This window comes from Kocuria sp. KRD140 (assembly GCF_017168375.1).
Lineage (GTDB): Bacteria > Actinomycetota > Actinomycetes > Actinomycetales > Micrococcaceae > Kocuria > Kocuria marina.
The window spans coordinates 370,000-389,717 of sequence record NZ_JABFAW010000009.1 but is presented as its reverse complement, the minus strand read 5'-3'; the positions used below and the strand labels follow the sequence as shown (position 1 = coordinate 389,717).

Annotated in this window: 19 protein-coding genes, 2 tRNA genes and 1 pseudogene; 10 read left to right on the top strand and 12 right to left on the bottom strand. The window is 69.3% G+C overall.

The genetic code is table 11. From position 1 onward, the window contains the following. Positions 1-4 precede the first annotated feature (4 nt). Positions 5-490, bottom strand: coding sequence for a CarD family transcriptional regulator (locus J1M36_RS10535; RefSeq protein WP_064846759.1), 486 nt, complete (start codon positions 488-490; stop codon positions 5-7). A gap of 299 nt (positions 491-789) precedes the next feature. Here J1M36_RS10535 and J1M36_RS10530 point away from each other — a divergent pair, with 299 nt between their 5' ends. Continuing rightward, positions 790-1,329 (top strand): hypothetical protein, encoded by a 540-nt coding sequence (locus tag J1M36_RS10530; protein ID WP_206479475.1) that lies wholly within the window; start codon positions 790-792, stop codon positions 1,327-1,329. 168 nt (positions 1,330-1,497) lie between these two features. On the opposite strand, the gene J1M36_RS10525 is transcribed toward J1M36_RS10530, so the two are convergent. Together J1M36_RS10525 and J1M36_RS10520 are read right to left on the bottom strand one after the other, a co-directional pair. After that, on the bottom strand, positions 1,498-2,178 hold the full coding sequence (locus J1M36_RS10525; protein WP_085108326.1) for a response regulator transcription factor: 681 nt from the start codon (positions 2,176-2,178) through the stop codon (positions 1,498-1,500). After that, positions 2,175-3,362, bottom strand: coding sequence for an ATP-binding protein (locus tag J1M36_RS10520; protein WP_206479472.1), 1,188 nt, complete (start codon positions 3,360-3,362; stop codon positions 2,175-2,177). The genes J1M36_RS10525 and J1M36_RS10520 overlap by 4 nt, the downstream gene beginning before the upstream one ends. A 233-nt stretch (positions 3,363-3,595) precedes the next feature. Between J1M36_RS10520 and phoU the strand changes: the two genes are divergently transcribed. Then, positions 3,596-4,294: a phosphate signaling complex protein PhoU gene (gene phoU / locus J1M36_RS10515; RefSeq protein WP_206479470.1), complete on the top strand. Its 699-nt coding sequence runs from the start codon at positions 3,596-3,598 to the stop codon at positions 4,292-4,294. A gap of 195 nt (positions 4,295-4,489) precedes the next feature. Here the strand turns inward: phoU and J1M36_RS10510 are convergent, their stop codons facing one another. Further along, positions 4,490-5,248 (bottom strand): phosphoglyceromutase, encoded by a 759-nt coding sequence (locus J1M36_RS10510; protein ID WP_064846279.1) that lies wholly within the window; start codon positions 5,246-5,248, stop codon positions 4,490-4,492. Between the two features lie 68 nt (positions 5,249-5,316). Here J1M36_RS10510 and J1M36_RS10505 point away from each other — a divergent pair, with 68 nt between their 5' ends. Further along, entirely contained in the window at positions 5,317-6,132 is an 816-nt protein-coding gene (locus J1M36_RS10505; RefSeq protein ID WP_206479459.1) for a class I SAM-dependent methyltransferase, read from the top strand. A gap of 81 nt (positions 6,133-6,213) precedes the next feature. On the opposite strand, the gene J1M36_RS10500 is transcribed toward J1M36_RS10505, so the two are convergent. Beyond that, positions 6,214-6,561 (bottom strand): DUF2516 family protein, encoded by a 348-nt coding sequence (locus J1M36_RS10500; protein WP_064846281.1) that lies wholly within the window; start codon positions 6,559-6,561, stop codon positions 6,214-6,216. A gap of 9 nt (positions 6,562-6,570) precedes the next feature. Then, positions 6,571-7,701, bottom strand: a complete 1,131-nt coding sequence (locus J1M36_RS10495; RefSeq protein WP_206479457.1) for an aminotransferase class I/II-fold pyridoxal phosphate-dependent enzyme — start codon at positions 7,699-7,701, stop codon at positions 6,571-6,573. A gap of 93 nt (positions 7,702-7,794) precedes the next feature. Here J1M36_RS10495 and tmk point away from each other — a divergent pair, with 93 nt between their 5' ends. The 4 genes from tmk to J1M36_RS10475 all read left to right on the top strand — a co-directional run bounded on the left by tmk (position 7,795) and on the right by J1M36_RS10475 (position 11,360). Then, positions 7,795-8,451: a dTMP kinase gene (tmk, locus tag J1M36_RS10490; protein ID WP_206479455.1), complete on the top strand. Its 657-nt coding sequence runs from the start codon at positions 7,795-7,797 to the stop codon at positions 8,449-8,451. Beyond that, positions 8,448-9,575 (top strand): DNA polymerase III subunit delta', encoded by a 1,128-nt coding sequence (locus tag J1M36_RS10485; protein WP_098054304.1) that lies wholly within the window; start codon positions 8,448-8,450, stop codon positions 9,573-9,575. The genes tmk and J1M36_RS10485 overlap by 4 nt, the downstream gene beginning before the upstream one ends. Before the next feature lie 14 nt (positions 9,576-9,589). After that, the gene (locus J1M36_RS10480; protein WP_206479454.1) at positions 9,590-11,158 is read left to right on the top strand and encodes an alpha/beta hydrolase; all 1,569 of its coding nucleotides are present in this window, start codon (positions 9,590-9,592) and stop codon (positions 11,156-11,158) included. Positions 11,159-11,284: 126 nt separating this feature from the next. Further along, positions 11,285-11,360 (top strand) — tRNA-Thr (locus tag J1M36_RS10475). A gap of 519 nt (positions 11,361-11,879) precedes the next feature. Here J1M36_RS10475 and J1M36_RS10470 read toward each other — a convergent pair. From J1M36_RS10470 to J1M36_RS10455, 4 genes are all read right to left on the bottom strand, one after another. Further along, on the bottom strand, positions 11,880-12,464 hold the full coding sequence (locus J1M36_RS10470; RefSeq protein WP_206479444.1) for a hypothetical protein: 585 nt from the start codon (positions 12,462-12,464) through the stop codon (positions 11,880-11,882). Between the two features lie 51 nt (positions 12,465-12,515). Next, the gene (locus tag J1M36_RS10465; RefSeq protein ID WP_206479441.1) at positions 12,516-12,734 is read right to left on the bottom strand and encodes a YbdD/YjiX family protein; all 219 of its coding nucleotides are present in this window, start codon (positions 12,732-12,734) and stop codon (positions 12,516-12,518) included. Next, the gene (locus J1M36_RS10460) at positions 12,734-15,019 is read right to left on the bottom strand and encodes a carbon starvation CstA family protein (RefSeq protein ID WP_241247059.1); all 2,286 of its coding nucleotides are present in this window, start codon (positions 15,017-15,019) and stop codon (positions 12,734-12,736) included. Before J1M36_RS10460 ends, J1M36_RS10465 begins: the two co-directional genes overlap by 1 nt. A gap of 117 nt (positions 15,020-15,136) precedes the next feature. After that, positions 15,137-16,120, bottom strand: a complete 984-nt coding sequence (locus J1M36_RS10455; protein WP_206479437.1) for an NAD(P)H-quinone oxidoreductase — start codon at positions 16,118-16,120, stop codon at positions 15,137-15,139. Positions 16,121-16,302: 182 nt separating this feature from the next. Between J1M36_RS10455 and J1M36_RS10450 the strand changes: the two genes are divergently transcribed. From J1M36_RS10450 to J1M36_RS10440, 3 genes and pseudogenes are all read left to right on the top strand, one after another. Then, positions 16,303-16,390, top strand: a tRNA-Ser gene (locus tag J1M36_RS10450). A 261-nt stretch (positions 16,391-16,651) separates the two neighbouring features. Then, a complete protein-coding gene (locus J1M36_RS10445) occupies positions 16,652-16,891 on the top strand; it encodes a hypothetical protein (RefSeq protein ID WP_206479435.1) in 240 nt (79 codons plus the stop codon). Between the two features lie 102 nt (positions 16,892-16,993). Further along, positions 16,994-17,299 (top strand): annotated as a pseudogene (locus J1M36_RS10440) (sortase); the annotation flags it as partial. A gap of 40 nt (positions 17,300-17,339) precedes the next feature. Here J1M36_RS10440 and J1M36_RS10435 read toward each other — a convergent pair. Further along, entirely contained in the window at positions 17,340-19,040 is a 1,701-nt protein-coding gene (locus J1M36_RS10435) for a phospho-sugar mutase (protein WP_206479431.1), read from the bottom strand. Continuing rightward, positions 19,040-19,696: a deoxyribose-phosphate aldolase gene (gene deoC, locus J1M36_RS10430; RefSeq protein WP_206479429.1), complete on the bottom strand. Its 657-nt coding sequence runs from the start codon at positions 19,694-19,696 to the stop codon at positions 19,040-19,042. Before deoC ends, J1M36_RS10435 begins: the two co-directional genes overlap by 1 nt. Positions 19,697-19,718: the final 22 nt, after the last annotated feature.

The following is a 19,718-nucleotide window of genomic DNA, read 5'->3' as shown; positions in this document are numbered from 1 at the left end:
GGAATCAGGCCGCGGACAGGATGTCGTCCAGGCGCTTCTCCGCTTCTTCCTCGTCGATCTTCTTGGCCAGTGCCAGCTCGGAGGTGAGGATCTGGCGGGCCTTGGTCAGCATGCGCTTCTCGCCGGCGGAGAGGCCCTTGCCGCGATCGCGGCGCCACAGATCACGCACGACCTCGGCGACCTTGAGGACATCGCCGGAGGCGAGCTTCTCAAGGTTGGCCTTGTAGCGGCGCGACCAGTTGGAGGCTTCCTCGGCGTCCTTGGCCTGCAGGACCGCGATGACCTCCTTGAGGCCTTCCTCGTCCACGACGTCCCGCACACCCACGAGATCGACGTTCTCCGCCGGGACCTCGATCATGAGATCGCCCTGGGTGACCTTCAACCGGAGATACATCTTCTCCTCACCCTTGATGGTTCGAGTCTTGATCTCCTCGATAGTTGCGGCACCGTGGTGCGGATAGACAACCGTTTCGCCAACCTCAAAAACCATGCACAAACCCCTTTCAGCCCGCCAAGTCTACCACGGTGTATGATTGCCCACCTTTCCGCGAGCCCCGTCCGTGGCCGCTTCACGGACCGCATCACGGGGCCTTATGGAGGCCCCCCGGGCAGCGCCCGGGCGGGTGTGCGTGACCCGGCCGGGCGGCGTCGTTGTCACTCCATAGCGCGCGCACCACGGGCCCACGGGCGCGCCACGAACGGGACGCGGATGCAGACGATCCGTGGCCAAACCGATAGACTGACTGCAGATTTTGCACCCGCTGTCAGAGAGCCCGAGGAGTTCGTGCCGTGAAGAACGCCGCCCACAAGAAGTTGCAGCACCTCGGAATGGGTGCGGCGGCACTCGCCGTCCTGACCGGTGTGAGCGGGTGCGCGTACATCAGCCCGCAGGCCACCATGGACAGCTACGCCCCGACGGACGGGATCCAGATGGACCTGGGTGACGTCCAGCTGCGCAACATCCTGGTCGTCGCCGAGGATGAGAACTCCGAGGGCCGCGTGCTGGGCACCCTGATCAACACCGGCGACCAGACCGAGACCGTCACCATGGACGCCAACGGCGCCCGCGCGAGCGTGGAGGTCCCCGCCAACCAGGAGGTCGTGCTCGAGAAGTCCCGGCCCGTCCTGTTGAACCGCGCCGGCGCGAACCCCGGCCTGATGGTGGACACCACGTTCACCGCGGACGACCAGGACCAGACCACCCAGGTCCCCGTCCTGGACCACACCTACCCGCGCTACGCATCCTTCGTGCCCGGCGGCGCACCGTCCACCCCGGCCAACCCCTCCAACACTCCGGCCCCCGCGGGCGAGGCGCACGGCGGGCACTGACCCCTCACACCACCCGCGCCGACCGGCGCGATCGAGCGAGCGCCCGGGCCCCGAACACGAGGGTCCGGGCGCTCGCTTTCTCAGACCGGTGTACAGACGTAAGAACCGCACCTTGCTAAGGGTGCGGTTCTTACGTCATACGGGTGCCGCTCCGTGGGGGCGTCGGGATCAGGGCTCGAACTTGTACCCGAGACCGCGCACGGTCACGATGTGCTGCGGCGCGGACGGCTCCGGTTCCACCTTGGAACGCAGCCGCTTGATGTGCACGTCCAGGGTCTTGGTGTCCCCCACGTAGTCGGAACCCCACACCCGGTCGATGAGCTGGCCCCGGGTGAGCACGCGGCCCGCATTACGCAGCAGCATCTCCAGCAGTTCGAACTCCTTGAGCGGCATGGCCACCGGCTCCCCGCCCACGTGGACCACGTGACGCTCGACGTCCATCCGCACGGGACCCGCGGCGACCGTGGCCGTGATCAGTTCCTCCGGTTCGGAATGCCGCCGCAGCACCGCCCGGATCCGCGCCACGAGTTCGCGCGACGAATACGGCTTGGTCACGTAGTCGTCCGCGCCGAGCTCCAACCCGAGCACCTTGTCAATCTCCGCGTCCTTGGCGGTGAGCATGATAATCGGGACCGTGGAGCGCTGCCGGATCTGTTTGCAGACCTCAGTCCCCGACTGGCCGGGCAGCATGAGGTCCAACAGGACGAGGTCCGCGCCGGTGCGGTCGAACTGCGCCACGGCCTCGAGCCCGTCCGCGACCACGGTGACCTCGAACCCCTCACGGCCCAGCAGGTACGCCAACGGGTCGCTCAGGGATTCCTCGTCCTCGATCATGAGAATCTGGGTCACGCGCGCTCCTCCACTCGCTGTTTACGCAGCCCTCCGCGCGGGGGCTCCGCCTGGTCCTCGGGTTCCTCCATGGGCGGCAGCACGAGGGTGAACGTGGACCCCCGGCCCGGCTGGGACCACACGGAGACCTCCCCGCCGTGCTGCGCCATGACGTGTTTGACGATGCTCAATCCCAGACCGGTACCCCCGGTCTGGCGGGACCGAGCGCTGTCCACCCGGTAGAAACGTTCGAAGATCCTGTCCTGCTCGGTCTCCGTGATGCCGGGGCCCTGATCCGTGACGGTGATGTGCGCCATCCCCTCCCGCTCCCGCAGGCCGATGCCCACGCGGGTGTTCTCCGGGGAGTACCGCACGGCGTTGTCGATCAGGTTGCGCACCGCGGTCACGAGCATGTCCGGGTCCCCGAACACGGGGGTCTCAATCCGCCCGCCCACCTTGATGCTGATGTTCTTGGCCTCCGCGGCCAGTTTGTTCCGGTCCACGGCCTCACGCACCGCGCGGTTGAGATCCACGGCAGTGCCTTTGGCCACCACGTCCGTGGCCTGCAACCGGGACAGTTCGATGATGTCCTGCACGAGCGCACTCAGCCTCATGGACTCGCGCTGCAGGCTCGTGGCGAAGTGGCGGACCGCGTCCTGGTCCTCCGCGGCGTCCTCGATGGCCTCGGACAACAGGCTGATGGCGCCCACGGGCGTCTTCAACTCGTGGGAGACGTTGGCCACGAAGTCGGTGCGGATGGACTGGGCGCGCACGATCTCGGTCTGGTCGTCCGCGAGCAACAGGATGTACTCGTCCGCGATGGTCACGACCCGCACGTCCAGCACGATCGACCCGTGTTGGAACTGCCCGCGGGTCAGCTCCAGGCGCTTCTCCTCCACGACGCCGTTGCGGCGCGTATTGCGGATCATCTCCAGCAGGTCCTGGTGCACCACCGTGTGCCCGCGCACAATCCCGTACGCGTAGGACGCGGGGGACGCGCGCACGACGCCGTCCACGCCGTCGACCACGACGTACGCGAGGCCCAGTGCCGCGAGGATCTCCGCGGTGCCCTCGGGCAGCGTGGGTTCCTGGACGTCCGCCAGCGAATGACGACGCCGCTGGCTCACCCGCACGGCGATCACCCCGCTGATGCCGAGCAAGAAGCCGATGAAACCGGCCAGCAGGGCAATCGACGTATCGCTCACGGTGTCAGCTTAGACGGCCCGCCCGGACGCACCCCGGTGATCCGCGCCCCGTGGGGGCCGGTTCAACGAACGTTCACCTGGGGATGACGATTCGTTCACGGCAGCCTGTGAACCTGGTCGGGCGCGTGCGAATTCGTCGTGCCGCTCCCCCGATGACATCCCGATGGCACCCGGCCCACTCAACCCGCGTAGGCTACGGACCAGGACTTGCCATGAACGAAAGGACGCCCCCTGTGCGTAAGGTTTTCCAGGCTGAGCTCCACCAGGTCGGTGAGGAGCTGATTCAGATCGCCACGCTCGTGCAGCAGGCATTGGGCAGCGCCCGCACCGCATTCCTCGACGCCGACATCCAGGTGGCCGAAGAGGTCATCTCCAACGACGCTCGCATCGACTTCCTGCAGAACGATCTCGATGAGCGTTCCATCGACATCCTGGCCCTGCAGTCCCCCGTGGCCTCCGACCTGCGCATGATCGTGGGCGCGTTGCGTATGAGTGCCTCGCTCGAGCGCATGGGCGACCTGGCCCGCCACCTGGCCCAGCTGGCCCGGTTGCGCTTCCCCGAGCCCGTCCTGCCCGAGGCCATGCGCGGGCACTTCGAGAAGATGTTCGACATCGACGCGCGTCTGGTCGAGCGCGTGATCTCCGTGCTCGAGGACCGGGACATCTCCGAGGCGGACCAGATCTTCGCCCTGAAGTCCGAGCTGAACCTCAAGCACCAGCAGGTGTTCGAGATGCTCGCGGATCCCGACTGGGATTCCTCCGTGCCCACCGCGGTGGACGTCACGCTCGCTTCCCGCTACCTCGAACGCATCGGTGACCACGGCGTCTCCGTGGCCCGCAAGGTCTCCTACCTCGTGACCGGCGACTGGGCCCCCGCGACCGACAGCCACCCCACCGGCCACGGACACATCGGCGCCGACGCCGGCGAGTGAGCGGTGCGGGTCCCGGTGGCGTGAGCCGCCGGAACCCGTGACGGCGCGCCCCGGGTGGGATCATCCGGGGACCGGCCCGAGCGGCGTCGTCCGATCGCTCCGAACGGCGGCGTACACGCGGCCCCGCGAGACACGGCGACAATAAGAATCCCCGGCACCGAAGTGTGCCGGGGATTCTTCACGGTGCCAGAAGGGTTACTTCTTGCCCTGGTTGGCCACGGCCTTGATGGACTCGGCGGCGGCGTCCGGGTCCAGGTAGCGCCCACCGGGGGTCACGGGCTTGAGGTTCTGATCCAGCTCGTAGTACAGCGGGATGCCCGTGGGGATGTTCAGCCCGGCGATGTCGTCGTCCGAGATGCCGTCCAGGTGCTTGACGAGTGCGCGCAGCGAGTTGCCGTGCGCGGCCACGAGGACCGTCCTGCCGCTCTTGAGATCGGGGACGATCTGCTCCTCCCAGTACGGCAGGAACCGCTCCAGGACGTCCTTGAGGCACTCAGTGCGGGGCAGGTCGGCGACGTCCGCGTAGCGGGGATCCCCGGCCTGCGACCACTCGGAGGAATCGTCCAGGGCGGGCGGCGGGGTGTCGTAGGAACGGCGCCAGACCATGAACTGTTCCTCGCCGTACTGCTCGCGGATCTCCGCCTTGTTCTTGCCCTGCAGGGCACCGTAGTGGCGCTCGTTGAGCCGCCACGACCGCTTGACGGGGATCCAGAGGCGGTCCGCGGCGTCGAGCGCGAGGTTGGCGGTGTTCATGGCGCGGCGCAACAGGGACGTGTGCACCACGTCCGGCAGCAGCTGGTTCTCGGCGATCAGTTCACCGCCGCGGGTGGCCTCGGCGCGGCCCCTGTCCGTGAGCGGGACGTCCACCCAGCCCGTGAACAGGTTCTTCTCGTTCCAGTCGGACTGACCGTGGCGCAGCAGGATGAGCTTGTGGGTAGCGGAATCGTTAGCCATGGGGCCATTGTCCCACCCCGGGGCCACCGAGGGAACGCGTGTCGTGACGTGCGCACTACAGTGTGGGTGTGCCAACCCAGCCCCGCCCCGTGGGATCGATCACCCGCGGGACCACGAACCCGAACCGCCTCCGGCGCGCGGACCGGTACCTCACCGGGGTCCTGGCCCCGCTCGTGCGCCGGGCATACGACCCCCTGCTCGTGGACCTGGGGTTCGGGGCGGCCCCGATCACCGCGGTCGAGCTGTGGCAGCGGGCGCGCACGGTGCGCCCGGACGTGGAGGTCATGGGCATCGAGATCGACCCGGACCGGGTGGCCGCGGCCCAACCCCATACCCGCCCGGGGCTGTCCTTCCGGTGCGGGGGCTTCGAGATCCCCTCGGGGTCACGCTCCCCGGTCTTCGTACGCGCGTTCAACGTGCTGCGGCAGTACCCAGTGGAAGAGGTCCCCGCCGCGTGGCACCTCGCGTGCGGGCGGCTCGCGCCGAACGGGGTCCTGATGGACGGCACGTGCGACGAGATCGGGCGCCTGGCCACGTGGTTGTGTTGCACCGTGGAGGGCCCCCGCACCTTCACCGTGAGTATGCGTCCAGGTGCGTTCACCGTGCCCTCGGACGTGGCCGCGCGACTGCCCAAGGCGTTGATCCACCGTAACGTCCCGGGCGAGCGGGTCCACGCATTCCTCGCGGCCGCCGACGCCGCGTGGCTGGCCAACGCGGCCCTGTCACCATTCGGTCATCGACAGCGCTGGACGGCGATGTGCCGGGACCTGCGCACCGCCGGGTGGCCCGTACTGCACGGGCCCCACCGGTGGCGGCTCGGGGAACTCACGGTGCCGTGGTCCGCGGTCGCGCCGGACGAACCGGGATGGCGCGTCGAGGGCTGACCCACCGAGCCCGTGGGAGGTCGACCCCACGGTGGCTCGACATGCGCTCCGGGAGAGACCTCGAACGGTAAGTGCCTACTACTAGTACCCGGGGTTCTTGGACTCGCCCGAGACAGCGGGGCGCACGTCCGCGAGGTACACCCCGGTGATCGTCGCGGCGATCAGCATGAGGATCAACGAGCCGGTCCCCGGGACACCCACGGCCAGCAGCGTGAGGGTGGAGAACACGGCACTGAACACGGACACCACCGCGGCACCACCGGTCAGGGCGAGCCAGAACGTCTTGGTCCGCTTCCACGCGCGTTCGAACTGCACCGCCGAACGCCGCAAGCAGTCGAACACCGCGAGCAGCGCGAGGACGGCCACCACCAGGGTGATGGCGTAGTCCAGGTAGTTCGCCAGAACGATGGCCCAAGGAATGGAAGTCACGGGGTCAGTCTATCGATCCGCGAGCGCGTCGAGTCCGGCCCGGAGGTCCTCCCAGAGGTCCTCCACGTTCTCGATCCCCACGGACAGGCGCAGCAGGTTCTCGGGGACGGTCTCCGGTTCGTCGTGGTGGCGACGACGCCGCTCGATCAAGGACTCCACCCCGCCCAGGGACGTGGCGGGGGTCCACACGCGAAGGTCCGTCAGGAGACGTTCGGCCGCAGCGACGTCGCCGTGGGGGACCACCGAGATCACCGAACCGAAACCCCCCTGCAATTGCGCGGCGGCGCGCTCGTGGCCGGGATCGGACGCGAGGCCCGGGTAACGCACGTGGGCCACGGCGGGGTGGGCCTCGAGCCGGCGGGCCAGTTCCGCGGCGGTGGCCATGGAACGTTCCACGCGCACCGCGAGCGTACGCACGCCGCGCAGCGCGAGCCACGCTTCGAAGGGGCCGGGGATCCCGCCCTCGAGAGATCGCTGGGAATGCAGGCGTTGCCGCAGCTCGGGCGTGGCGCACAGCACCGCACCCATCAACACGTCCGAGTGACCGGCGATGTACTTGGTCGCGGAATGCACCACCAGATCCGCTCCCACACCCAGGGGACGCTGCAGCAGGGGCGTGGCGAACGTGTTGTCCACGCACGTGAGCACCCCCTTCTCCCGCGCGGCGCGCACGAGTGCGGGCACGTCCGCGATCTCGAGCATGGGGTTGGTGGGGCTCTCGACCCAGAGCATGTCCGCGCCGTCGAGTGCCGCGGAGGTGGCCTCGGTGTCCGCGATGTCCACGGTGCGCACCGTGAAGATGCCGCGCTCCTGCCACGTGTGCGCGAGCGCCACGGTGCCCTGGTAGCTGTGGCGCGGCAGCACGAGCGTGCCACCCACGGGCACGAGGGTGAGCACCGCGGCGATCGCGGCGAGCCCGGACGCGTAGGACAGCGCGGGGCACGGGGCCTCCTCGAGCTGGGCCAGGACGTCCTCGAACGCCTCCCACGTGGGGTTGGTCAACCGCGCGTAGGTGCGGTCCGCGGGGTCGAGCTCCCCGGTGCCCCGGTAGGTGGAGGTCAGCACCACGGGCGGGTTCACGGGCGCGTCGTGTTCGTGGTCGGGGCGGCCGCCGGCGACCACCACGGTGTCTTTACGCATTGCTCCAGCCTAATCCCGCGGCGCCGTGCGGCCCGTCCTGTGGACGCCCACGGCACCGCTGTAGCTGTCGGGTGCGATCGCTACAGTGGGGGCGTGAAGCAATCAGCGCGCGGGGCCCTCATCGTGTTCGAAGGCGGTGACGGCGCCGGGAAGTCCACCCAGGCTGCGGCGCTCGTGGCCGCCCTGCGCCGCGACGGTCGTACCGTGACGCTCACGCGCGAGCCCGGGGGCACACCCCTCGCGGAATCGGTGCGCGCGCTCGTGCTCGATCCTTCCCACGCGCCGGTGTCCGCGGTGACCGAGGCACTGTTGTTCGCGTCCGCGCGCGCGGACCACGTGGCGCGCAGGATCCGCCCCGCCCTCGAGCGCGGGGAGGTCGTGATCTGCGACCGGTTCGTGGACTCCTCCGTGGCGTACCAGGGGACGGGACGCGGGCTGGGCACCGAACGCGTGCTCGAACTGAACCGGTGGGCCGTGCAGGGTCTCGTCCCGGAGCTCACCGTGCTGTTGGACGTGGACCAGACCACCGCCGAGGCCCGACGCCGCGAGCGCGCCCTGGCCACGGACCGCATGGAGTCCGAGGCGCGGGCGTTCCACGACGCCGTCAACGCGGCCTTCCGCGAGCTCGCCGCGCATGCACCCTCCCGCTACCTGGTCCTGGACGCGTCCGCGCCCGCGGCCGAGCTCACGGACGCGATCGTGGACCGGGTCACCGGGATCCTCGCCGAACGCACAGAGGTCTCCGCGTGAGCGTGTGGGACGAGGTCGTCGGTCAGCCCCGCGTGGTGGAGCAGTTACAACGCGCGGCCCGCGACAACGACCCGACCCACGCGTGGCTTTTCACCGGGCCCCCGGGCTCCGGTCGCTCCACGGCCGCGCGCGCCCTGGCCGCAGCGCTGTTGTGCGAGCACGGCACGGGCTGCGGCGCGTGCCACGCGTGTCGCACGGCGTTCGCCGGGACCCACGCGGACGTGACCCATTTCGTCACGGAGAACCCGCAGATCAGCATCGAGGAAGCCCGCGAGCTCGTGGTCAAGGCGCAGGACCGGCCCTCCGTGGGCTCGTGGCGGATCATGATCGTCGAGGACGCCGACCGGATGACCGAGCGCACCTCCAACGTGATGCTCAAGAGCATCGAGGAACCCCCTCCGCACACCATCTGGTTGTTGTGCGCCCCCTCCCCCATGGACGTGCTCGTGACCATCCGTTCCCGCTGCCGCCCCGTGACCCTCAAGGTCCCGTCCCCCGAGGACGTCGCCCGGTTGCTCGTGGCCCGGCACGGGGTCCCGGAGCAGCGCGCCATCGAGTGCGCGCGGTTGTCCCAGTGCCACGTGGGCGTGGCCACGCGACTCGCCCTGTACGACGACGCCCGCACCCGCCGCCAGGAGGTCGTCTCCCTGCCGCTGTCCATGCACGGGGTGACCCGGGCGGTCAAGGCCGCGGACCGCTTGCACCGCCTCGCCGTGGACGAGTCCACCGCGGACGCCGAGGCCCGCAACAACGAGGAACGTGCGCAGTTGCTCGCTGCCATGGGTGCCCCCGAAACCGGCCGTGTGCCACCCGCCATCCGGGGTGCCCTCAACCGCCTCGAAGCCGATCAGAAGCGACGCTCCCGGCGCATCCAGACCGACACCCTGGACCGCTTCCTGATCGACCTCACCACGTTCTACCGGGACGTGCTGAGCGTTCAGCTCGACACCGGGACGGCCCTGATCAACCAGCACCTGGGTGAGCAGATCCACGGGTACGCGACCAACACCACCGCCGAGCACACCTTGCACAAGATCGACGTGATCAGCGAGACCCGGCGCCGCATCCGCACCAACGTCAGCGCACAACTCGCGTTCGAGGCCATGATGGTGGCCATCGTCTGAGCCGAGAGGACCCCGTGAACCGTTCCCTCCCCCGCAGCCTGGCTGTCCTGCTGTGCACCGCCGCGCTGACCTTGACCGCGTGCGCCGATCCCTCCCGGGAGTCCGGCGCCCGGGGCAGCGCGGACCCGGACGTCACCTCCGGCGTGGACTCCGCGCTGACGTCCTACTACACCCAGACGCCGCAGTGGCGGGAGTGCACCAAGACCTCCGAACGGCAACAGTTCCCGAGCGGTCTGGAGTGCGCGGGCATCGCGGTCCCCGTGGACTACGCGAACCCCTCCGCCGGTGACACCACCGTGGAGATCGCCCGGTTGAAGGCCACCGGTTCCTCCCCCGTGGGTGCCCTGTTCCTCAACCCCGGCGGGCCGGGCGGATCCGGCGTGGACATGATGGGCTCCGCAGACTACTTCACGGCCAAGGAGGTGCGCAGGAAGTACGACCTCGTGGGGTTCGACCCCCGCGGTGTGGACCGTTCGGACGGGATCCGCTGTCTCACGGATCGGGAGATGGACCAGTGGCGTTCCGAACCGGCCTTCGACCCGCGCCGGCAGTCCCTGGACGAGGTGCGGCAGAGTTCCCGGGAGATCGGTGAGAAGTGCCACGAGCACTCCTCGGCCGTGGTCTCCCACATGGACACCCAGAGCGTGGCCCGGGACCTGGACGTCCTGCGCGCCGTCCTGGACCAGCCCACGACCCACTACCTGGGGTTCTCCTACGGCACCGAGATCGGCGCCACGTACGCGCACCTGTTCCCCCAGCGTGCCGGGCGCATGGTGTTGGACGGCGCCGTGGACCCCACCCTGGACGATCGCGCCACCACGCTCGCGCAGGCCAAGGGCTTCGAGGACAACCTGCGCCACTTCGTGGCCGACTGCCAGGAGACGAACAACGACTGCGCCGTGGCCGGCGCGGACGTGGACGCGGGGATGGCCACCATCCAGCGCATGTTGCGCTCGGTGGCCCAGGATCACCCCACGGTCTCGGACGGACGCTCCGTGACGCCGACCAATGCGATCGAGGGGATCCTGGTCCCCCTCTACTCGACCGCCTCGTACCCGCAGCTGAACTCCGCCCTGCAGCAGGCCCTGGACGGCAACCTGGACGCGCTCATGGCGTTCTCCGACTCCAATCACGGGCGTGAACCCTCCGGAAAGTACACGTCCAACGTGTCCATGGCGTTCACGGCGGTCTCCTGCCTGGACACGGTCTCCAACGGCGTCACGGACGAACAGATGGCCCGGGCGGCCCGTGAGATGACCCAGCAGGCCCCCACGTTCGGTCCCTACCTGGGTTATGGTGCGGCCGCGTGCCAGGGCTGGCCGGACAAGCCCGTCAAGCCCTTGGACACGTATCGGGCGGATCTGGAGACTCCCACCCTGGTGATCGGCACGACCCACGATCCCGCCACCCCGTATCCGTGGGCCCATTCCCTGCAGCAGCAGATGGGCGACGCCCGTCTGCTCACCCACGAGGGATACGGGCACACCGCCTACACCTCCGGCAACCCCTGCGTGACCCGCGCCGTGGACGACTACCTCCTGGACGGCACCCTGCCGGACGAGGGTGCCACGTGCGGTGACTGAGGCCCGCCGCCGGGTGCCATCCACGCGGCCACCGGCCCCTGTACCCGGGTGATCCGTGATTGGTGGTGTTCCGGCCCGATCTGATACTGTTTCCGGGTGCATCTGGGCCGCAATGGTCCCGGTCACGCCGCCTTAGCTCAGTCGGTAGAGCGATTCACTCGTAATGAATAGGTCGCCGGTTCGATTCCGGCAGGCGGCTCCATGGACCATCCCCGTTCTCCCCGGCAGGACCTGCCGCGCGGAGGGCGGGGATCGTCATTTCCGCGCCCGCTCCCTGTCTAGTGCGGCCGGCCTCTGTCACCCACCCTCCGCCGGCCGGCATCTGTGGTTTCAGGCCTGTGGGTCCTTACGCCGGTGACATATTGGCAACGATTTCGCGCAACACTTCCTAAACACAACGCTGTTCCATAACATATGTGTCAGGACGTTGTGGCTCTGGCTGCCCAATGATCCAGGACAGGGGACACCATGGCGCTCCGGGGGTTCCTTCAATCGGCCGAGATCCACGACCGACGGGCAAGGGGAACCCCCGGAGCCCCTCCCGAGCCTGAGACGCCACCGTCCACACCCACGTTTGTTGCCTGCGGGCATCGGGTGCGCTGAGGGTGCAATACCTCTGAGACACCGCTCATCCGACGTGAACGTCAACCACCCAGGGGAACGTCAACCATCCCGAGAGACGTAACGGATCCGATCACACACCCGTTACCCGGTGGGACCCTCAATCCTCCGGCGAGTGCTCCGCATGCTCACCGAGCAGCCGCTCCGCCGCAGTTACGTACTCCGTCACGACCGTTGAGCGGCGTTGGATGGCGCTCACACCCTGCGATGGTGCCGAGAGCTGCTCGGGGGACCCAGCGGCGTCACCCCCGGAACCTGGCTCACCCACGAGACCCGACGTCCCCTCCCCCGCCATACCCGACGCGGACGAATGGGCATGGGAACCCGCGGCGAACCGCGCCATGGTGAGCGCCTCCGCGGCCTGGGCCATGGAATTGCCGGCCCGGGAGAGCTGCCGGTGCACGTCCGAGAGGTAACCGTCCGTGGAGTGCGGGATGTCCTGCGAGCGCGATGGGGCGCGCACGTGCGCTTCCATGCACACGGCGCGCACCCTGGGCAATAGGTCCGCGAGGTCGTTGGCCACCGGCACGGCGGCGGCGCGCAGTTCGGGGTCGCGCACGGATTCCAGGATCTGGTGGTAGCGGTCCAGGCCGCGCTTGAAGCGGTCGTGGGCCCGGCGCCAGACGCCCTCGCCCAGTTCACGTTCGTCGCGGCGCGTGGCCCTGTAGTCGCTGAAGAAACCCACCGATACCCCTTTCCGATCCGCCACCCGCGGGCAGCAGTCCATGGTACCGCTTCAGCAGCAACGGCCCTCGGGGTGCGCCTCCTGCCAGTCCTGGTAGTCCCGCCAGAATTCGCGTTCCGTCATGAGCGGCGTCCCGCACCCCGAGGCCCGGTGGTACTGCACGTAGTGCTCGTACTTGTCCGCACCGAGCACCCCGTTGCCGAAGCGCAACGCGCCGCGCCACCACGAGCCGAGGCGGGCGAGCACCGGGATCTGCGCCGCGCCCGACATCAGTGGTGTCCCCCGCCGGTGGGGGTGCGCTGCTCGATCGGCAGCGCGTCCCATTGCTTGGCCAGGGCCTTCTCGGAGGGTGTGGCTCCCAGACCCGACGGCGCGTAGAAGCGGGACTCCACGTAGGGGTCCTCGTGCGTGCGGCGCTCGTGCCCGCGCAACGCCTTGACGGCCTCCACGACGGCCATGATCACCACGATGATCGTGAGCACCACGAAGAGGATGGACAGGGTGCCCTGCACGAACGTGTTGCGCACGACCGCTTCCATGGCCTCCACGTTCTTGGCGGTCCCGAAGCTCGTCTGTCCCTGGGCCAGTGCGTCCTTGAACGCGGAGTGGTTGGCCCAGTAGCCCACCTTGGGATCCGGGGAGAAGATCTTCTGCCAGGACCCCGTGACGGTAACCAGGACGTCGAAGGCGAGCGGCAGCAGGATGATCCACAGGTACTTGAAGCGGTGCAGGTTGGCCGCTATGGCCAGACACACCGCGAGCGCGATGGCCGCGAGCAGCTGGTTGGCGATGCCGAACAGCGGGAAGAACGTGTTGATACCGCCCAGCGGGTCCGTGACGCCCAGGATCAGGATGGATCCCCAGCCGGCGACCATGATGGCCGTGGTGAGCCACGCACCCGCGCGCCAATCGGCGTCGCGGAACTTGGGGATGAAGTTGCCCAGGGTGTCGGTGAGCATGAAGCGGGCCACGCGCGTGCCGGCGTCCACCGCGGTGAGGATGAACAGGGCCTCGAACATGATCGCGAAGTGGTACCAGAAGCTCATCATGGAGGCCCCGCCGAGCCACTGGTGCATGATGTGCGACAGCCCGAGCGCGAGGGTGGGTGCGCCACCCGTGCGGGAGATGATGGTCTCTTCGCCCACGGCGTCCGCGGTGCCCTGCAGCAGTTCCGGGGTCACGTGCACGCCGGAGAGACCCAGCGAGTTCACGAACGCCGCGGCGCCCTCCACGGTGCCCATGGTGGCCGCCGGGGAGGAGTTCATCGCGAAGTAGATGCCGCGGTCGATCGACACCGCCGCCACGAGCGCCATGATGGCCACGAAGGACTCCATGAGCATGCCGCCGTACCCGATGAACCGGGTCTGGCGTTCCTTCTCGATCATCTTGGGCGTGGTCCCGGATGCGATCAGGGCGTGGAACCCGGAGAGCGCACCGCACGCGATGGTCACAAACAGGAACGGGAACAGAGAACCGGAGAACACGGGCCCGTCCGAACGGCCCGCGAACTCGCTGACCGCGGGGACTGTGATCTCCGGGCGCACCACCACGATGGCGGCCGCGAGCAGCACGATGGTGCCCACCTTCATGAACGTGGAGAGGTAGTCGCGCGGGGACAGCAGCAACCACACGGGTAGCACGGCCGCGATGAAACCGTAGACGATCACGCACCACGCGAGGGTCACACGGTCCAAGGTGAACAATTGGGCGCCGAGGTCCGTGCCCGCGACCCAGCCACCGGCAACGATCGCGGCCATGAGCAGGACGAACCCGATGATCGAGACCTCCATGACCTTGCCCGGGCGCAAGTACCGCAGGTAGACACCCATGAACAGCGCGATGGGGATCGTCATCCCCACGGAGAACACACCCCACGGCGACTCGCCCAGGGCATTGACCACCACGAGCGCGAGGATGGCCACGATGATGATCATGATCGCCAAGGTCGCGATGATGGCGGCGTACCCGCCCACCACGCCGAGCTCCTCACGGGCCATCTGACCCAGGGAACGGCCACCGCGGCGCATGGAGAAGAAGAGCACCAGGTAGTCCTGGACCGCACCGGCCAGGATCACGCCCACGATGATCCAGATGGTCCCGGGGAGGTAGCCCATCTGGGCGGCCAACACCGGTCCCACGAGCGGGCCCGCGCCGGCGATGGCCGCGAAGTGGTGGCCGTAGAGCACCCGCCGGTCGGTGGGCATGAAGTCCTTACCGTTGGCGTTGTACTCCGCCGGCGTAGCGCGACGGTCGTCCGGGCGGGTCAGCTTCCGTTCGATGAACTTGGAGTAGAAGCGGTACGCGATGAAGTAGCTGCACACCGCCGCGAAGACGAACCAGATGGCGTTGATGGACTCACCACGCGCGAACGCGATCATGGCCCATGCGATCGCGCCCAGCAGGGCGATGCCCACCCAGATCACGATCCGCAGCGGGGTCCAGCGAGTCTGCTCGTGTTCCAGGACCTCGGGGTCCACGTGATTGGGGGGAAGGTCGGTGCGACCCTCGCCCGCGGGCCGGGGTGCGCCCGCCGATTGCTGACGTGTGGTGCTCATGGGGAAGGCTCCGGATCTCGTGCCAACACGCTGGCAGAAGCGTGAGATTGTTGGCACGAGTGTATGCGAGCGGGACCACATTGTCCCGGCATTGGCACCCTGTCTCGGGCACCCCGATCACACGGTCAGCAGCACCTTGCCCACGTGCGATCCGCTGTCGAAGTACTCGTGCGCTTCACGCACCTGGTCGAGCGGGAACGTGCGCGCGACCAGGGGGCGCACCTGTCCGGACGCCACGAGCGGCCACACGTATTCGCCCACCGCCGCCATGATCCGCGCCTTCTCGTCCGCCGGGCGTGCCCGCAGGGTCGTACCGATCACCGCGGCCCGCTTGTTGAGCAACCGTCCCACGTTGAGTTCGCCCTTGATCCCGCCCTGCATCCCGATGATCACGATGCGCCCGTTCGTCGCCGCGGCCCGGAGGTTGGGCTCGAGGTACTTGGCGCCGACGACGTCCAGGATCACGTCCGCGCCGTGGCCGTCCGTGAGTTCGTGGACCCGCTCCACGAAGTCCTCGTCCTTGTAGTTGATGGGCGTGGCGCCGAGCTCGCTCACGACGTGCATCTTCTCGTCACTGCCCACGGTCGCCAGCACCGTGAGCCCCAGGGCGCGGGCCACCTGGATCGCGTGCGTCCCGATCCCGCCCGCTCCGCCGTGGACGAGCAGGGTTTCCCCCTCCCGGGCCGCGGCGGCCATGAACACGTTGGAGTACACGGTCGCTGCCACCTCGGGCAGCCCCGCCGCGGCGACCGGGTCCACACCGTCGGGCAGCGGGAGGACCTGCCGCCACGGCGCGACCACGCGTTCGGCGTAGCCGCCCGAGTCCACCAGGGCGACGACGCTGTCGCCCACCGCGAGACCCGCCGCCTCCGGGACGTCCGCCCCGAGTTCCACGACCGTGCCCGACACCTCCAGGCCAAAGATGTCCGTGGCGTCCGGCGGGACGGGGTAGTTGCCGTTGCGCTGCAGGACGTCCGCGCGATTGAGCCCCGCGGCGGTCACGGCGATCAGGACCCCCTCTGGGATCAGCTGTGGCTCGGCGGTCTCCGCGGCCTCGAGGACCTCTGGGCCCCCCGATCGGACATCGCGTACTGCTCGCATGGCACTTCCTTCTCTGACGACGGCGTTGTACCCCATTCTCCCGCAGCGGCATCACCCGCGCCAGGGGCGCACCACCGCACCCCTCCCTCCCTGCACCGCGCCGAGGGCATTGGCCCCCCGGGCGCGGCGCATGGAATAATGGCGATTCGTTCGCCCGCGCCACCGCGGGAGCGCGCGACACTGGAAGGTTGTCCGAGCGGCCTAAGGAGCTGGTCTTGAAAACCAGTGTGCGGTAACCCCGTACCAAGGGTTCAAATCCCTTACCTTCCGCCCAGTTCAAAGGCCCCGGATTCCTGTTCCGTCAGGAATCCGGGGCCTTCGTATGTCCGGCCCTACTGGCACGGATCAGTCGCCCCACCAGCCCTCGGGTTCATGAGGCGCGCGGCGGAGCACACGGCGGTCCACCAAGATCGCCCCCCGTCAGAGAAAGTTTGTCGTTTGCATGGATCCTGGCCGCCTCCGAAATAGACAGCAGTCTGTGATTTGCCTCACAATTCGGCCCCGCACCCATCCAGCCAAAAGGCCATCGTCATGAAGAGGTCCGCTCTCCTCGCCCTTCCCACTCTCACCCTGGGGGCTTTGGCGCTCACCGCTGGCCCCGCCACCGCGGCCGATTCCTGGTCCTTCCACGCGCAACTGGCTCCGGTCCACAACAGCACGGCGGCCGGTACCGCCACGTTGCAGGCCCTGCAGTCGGACAACGCGGTGATCAACGGGCACGGCACGGTGTCGACCCCGCGGCGCTCACACCCGCGGCCGCGGGTGCCGTGAACCCGATGAACCCCGCGCTGCCCCTGGCCACGGACGTGCCCATCGCGTGCGGCCAGTTCGTGTCCTCGCACATGGCGATGCCCGGAGGCCCCGCCGACACCGGGGCAGACGGGACCGGGCGTGGTGCTGGGCCACGTGAACGCCACGGGCGGTGGGCCAGGCGTCTTCGCGGACCTGCCCGTCCTGACGCCGGGGGACGAGATCCGCGTGCAACGTGCAGATGGCACGCAAGCCCAGTTCCGGGTCACGCACGCGGAACGCTACGCCAAAGACGCCTTCCCCACGATGCGCGTCTACGGGACCACGGCGGACCCGCAACTGCGGCTCATCACGTGCGACCGCTACGACCCCGCCACCGGCACCTTCGACGAGAATCTCGTGGCCTACGCGACCCTCGTCACCAGGTGAACCACTCAGCGGTTCCCGAAGTGCAGTCCGGGCGCGGAGCTCAGAGCCCCACGACCTCCCGCAGCTGTTCACTGATCCGCTCGAGCCGCGCCGCGGCCTCCTCGCGGGGAACGGCACCGCCCTCGGGAACCGGGAGGACGACCTCGAGGTAGCACTTGAGCTTGGGCTCGGTCCCGGAGGGCCGCACGATCACGCGGTCATCGGCCTCGGTGCGGATGAGGATCCCCTCGGTGGGCAGCATCTCGGGCCCGCCCTTGGACAGATCCGTGTACTCGACCACGGACGAGCCCGCGATCTCCCGCGGCGGGTTCTCCCGCAACCGGTCCAGCCCGCGGGTGATGAGCGAGAGATCCGCCACCCGGAACGTCAACGGCGCGGTCGCGTAGAGCCCGTGGAGCGTGGCGAGCCGGTCCAGTTCCTGCTGCACCGTGGCGCCCCGGTCCTTGAGAGCGGCCACGTAGGAGGCCACCCGCACGGCCGTGGAGATCCCGTCCTTGTCACGCACGGCGCTGGGATCGGTGCAATAGCCGATGGCTTCCTCGTACCCGAAACGCAGCCCGGGGGTGCGGGCGATCCACTTGAACCCCGTGAGGGTCTGACGGAACGAGAGCCCGTGGTGCTCGGCGATCCGCCCGAGCAACCGCCCGGAGACGATCGAGCACGCGAGGGTGTCCCCCGCGCGATCGGGATCCGCTGCGGCGTTCTCCCCCAGCAACGCGCCGAGCTCGTCGCCGCTCAGTCGCCGCCAGTCACGTGCGGGATCGCCCGTGCCCGCGCCCGTGGGGATGGCGACGGCGCAGCGGTCCGCGTCCGGGTCCAGGGCGATCGCGACGTCCGCGTCCTGGTCCGCTGCGAGTGCCACGAGCAGGTCCATGGCCCCGGGTTCCTCCGGATTGGGAAAGGCCACGGTCGGGAAGTCGGGATCCGGCTCGGCCTGTTCGGCCACCACGGAGACCCGCTCGAAACCGGCGCCACGCAGTACGGCGAGCGCGGTGTCCAGGCCCACGCCGTGCATGGGGGTCAGCGCGATGGAGATCTCGGAACGGGCCTCGGGGTCGCGCAGGCACCCGGCGCGTTCGATGTAGCCGGCGACCAGATCGGCGTCGGCGGCTGAAACACGCGAGGAGTCCCGGGGAACGCGATCCGCGGGAGGGGCGGCGGCCATGTGCTCAGCGATCAGGGCGTCGTCCGGGGGCACGATCTGCACGCCGCGCTCGTCGTCGGAGCCCACCGCGCGACCGCCCAGGTAGACCTTGTACCCGTTGTCCGCGGGCGGGTTGTGGGACGCGGTGACCATGACGCCGGCGTCCGCGCCCAGTTGTCGCACGGCGTAGGCCACGAGCGGGGTGGGCAGCCGGGACGGCAACCGCACGGCCCGGCACCCGGCGGCGGAGAAGACCGCAGCGGCGTCGGCGGCGAAGTCCTCGGAACCGTGGCGCGCATCGCACCCGACCACGACCAGGGGCGCGGGCCCCGCGCGCTCCGTGAGGAAGGAGGCGAGCCCGGCGCTCGCGCGGATCACGACCGCGCGGTTCATCCGCGATTCCCCCGCGCCCACGGCCGCGCGCAGCCCGGCGGTGCCGAACACGAGCGGTCCGGAGAAGCGCGAGTCGAGCTCGGCGAGCGCGGGCTCGTCACCGGAGGCGGCGGCGTTCGACAGCTCGGTGAGTTCGTCGCGGGTCGCGGGATCGGGGTCGTGCTCGACCCACTGCCGCACCCGCTCGAGTAGCTGGTCGCTCATCAGGAATCGAGCCCCTCGAGCACCGCGCGGGTCCCGGACAGCCCGAGGCGCGTGGCGCCGGCGTCGATCATGGCCAGCGCGGCCTCGGTCGTGCGGATCCCGCCGGAGGCCTTCACGCCCAGGCGCCCGCCCACGGTCTCGGCCATGAGGCGCACCGCCTCGACCGACGCCCCGCCCGCGGGGTGGAAGCCCGTGGACGTCTTGACGAAGTCCGCGCCGGCGGCCTCGGCCTCGCGGCACGCGGCCACGATCTGATCGTCGGTCAGGGCCGCGGACTCGATGATCACCTTGAGCACCGCGGGCGCGGGGCATGCCGCGCGCACGGCCTCGATGTCGTCGCGCACGCCGTCCCAGTCCCCCGCGACGGCGAGGCCCAGGTTGATGACCATGTCCACCTCGTCCGCGCCGTTCGCCACGGACACGGCTGCCTCCGCGGCCTTGACCTGGGCGGGGTGCGCGCCGGACGGGAAGCCGCACACGGTCGCGAGCTTGACCCCCTCGGGCAGGTCCACGTCCAGCCGGGACGGGGAGACACAGATGGAGTACGTCCCGAGTTCACCCGCCTCCCGGGCGAGCTGGGCGACCTGATCGGCGGTGGACTCGGGCTTGAGCAGGGTGTGGTCGACCATGGCGGCCAGTTCTTCACGGGTGATCATGCGGTTCTCCTCGCGGGGGTGG

Coding starts and splice junctions, on each gene's coding strand:
- J1M36_RS10535 (WP_064846759.1), bottom strand. CDS start 490: ATGGTTTTTGAGGTTGGCGAAACGGTTGTCTATCCGCACCACGGTGCC.
- J1M36_RS10510 (WP_064846279.1), bottom strand. CDS start 5,248: ATGGCTAACGATTCCGCTACCCACAAGCTCATCCTGCTGCGCCACGGT.
- J1M36_RS10495 (WP_206479457.1), bottom strand. CDS start 7,701: ATGCGTAAAGACACCGTGGTGGTCGCCGGCGGCCGCCCCGACCACGAA.
- J1M36_RS10465 (WP_206479441.1), bottom strand. CDS start 12,734: ATGTCGGGCGCGGCGCAGATCCCGGTGCTCGCCCGCCTCGGCTCGTGG.
- J1M36_RS10460 (WP_241247059.1), bottom strand. CDS start 15,019: ATGAGCACCACACGTCAGCAATCGGCGGGCGCACCCCGGCCCGCGGGC.
- J1M36_RS10455 (WP_206479437.1), bottom strand. CDS start 16,120: ATGCGAGCAGTACGCGATGTCCGATCGGGGGGCCCAGAGGTCCTCGAG.
- J1M36_RS10445 (WP_206479435.1), top strand. CDS start 16,652: ATGAAGAGGTCCGCTCTCCTCGCCCTTCCCACTCTCACCCTGGGGGCT.
- J1M36_RS10435 (WP_206479431.1), bottom strand. CDS start 19,040: ATGAGCGACCAGCTACTCGAGCGGGTGCGGCAGTGGGTCGAGCACGAC.
- deoC (WP_206479429.1), bottom strand. CDS start 19,696: ATGATCACCCGTGAAGAACTGGCCGCCATGGTCGACCACACCCTGCTC.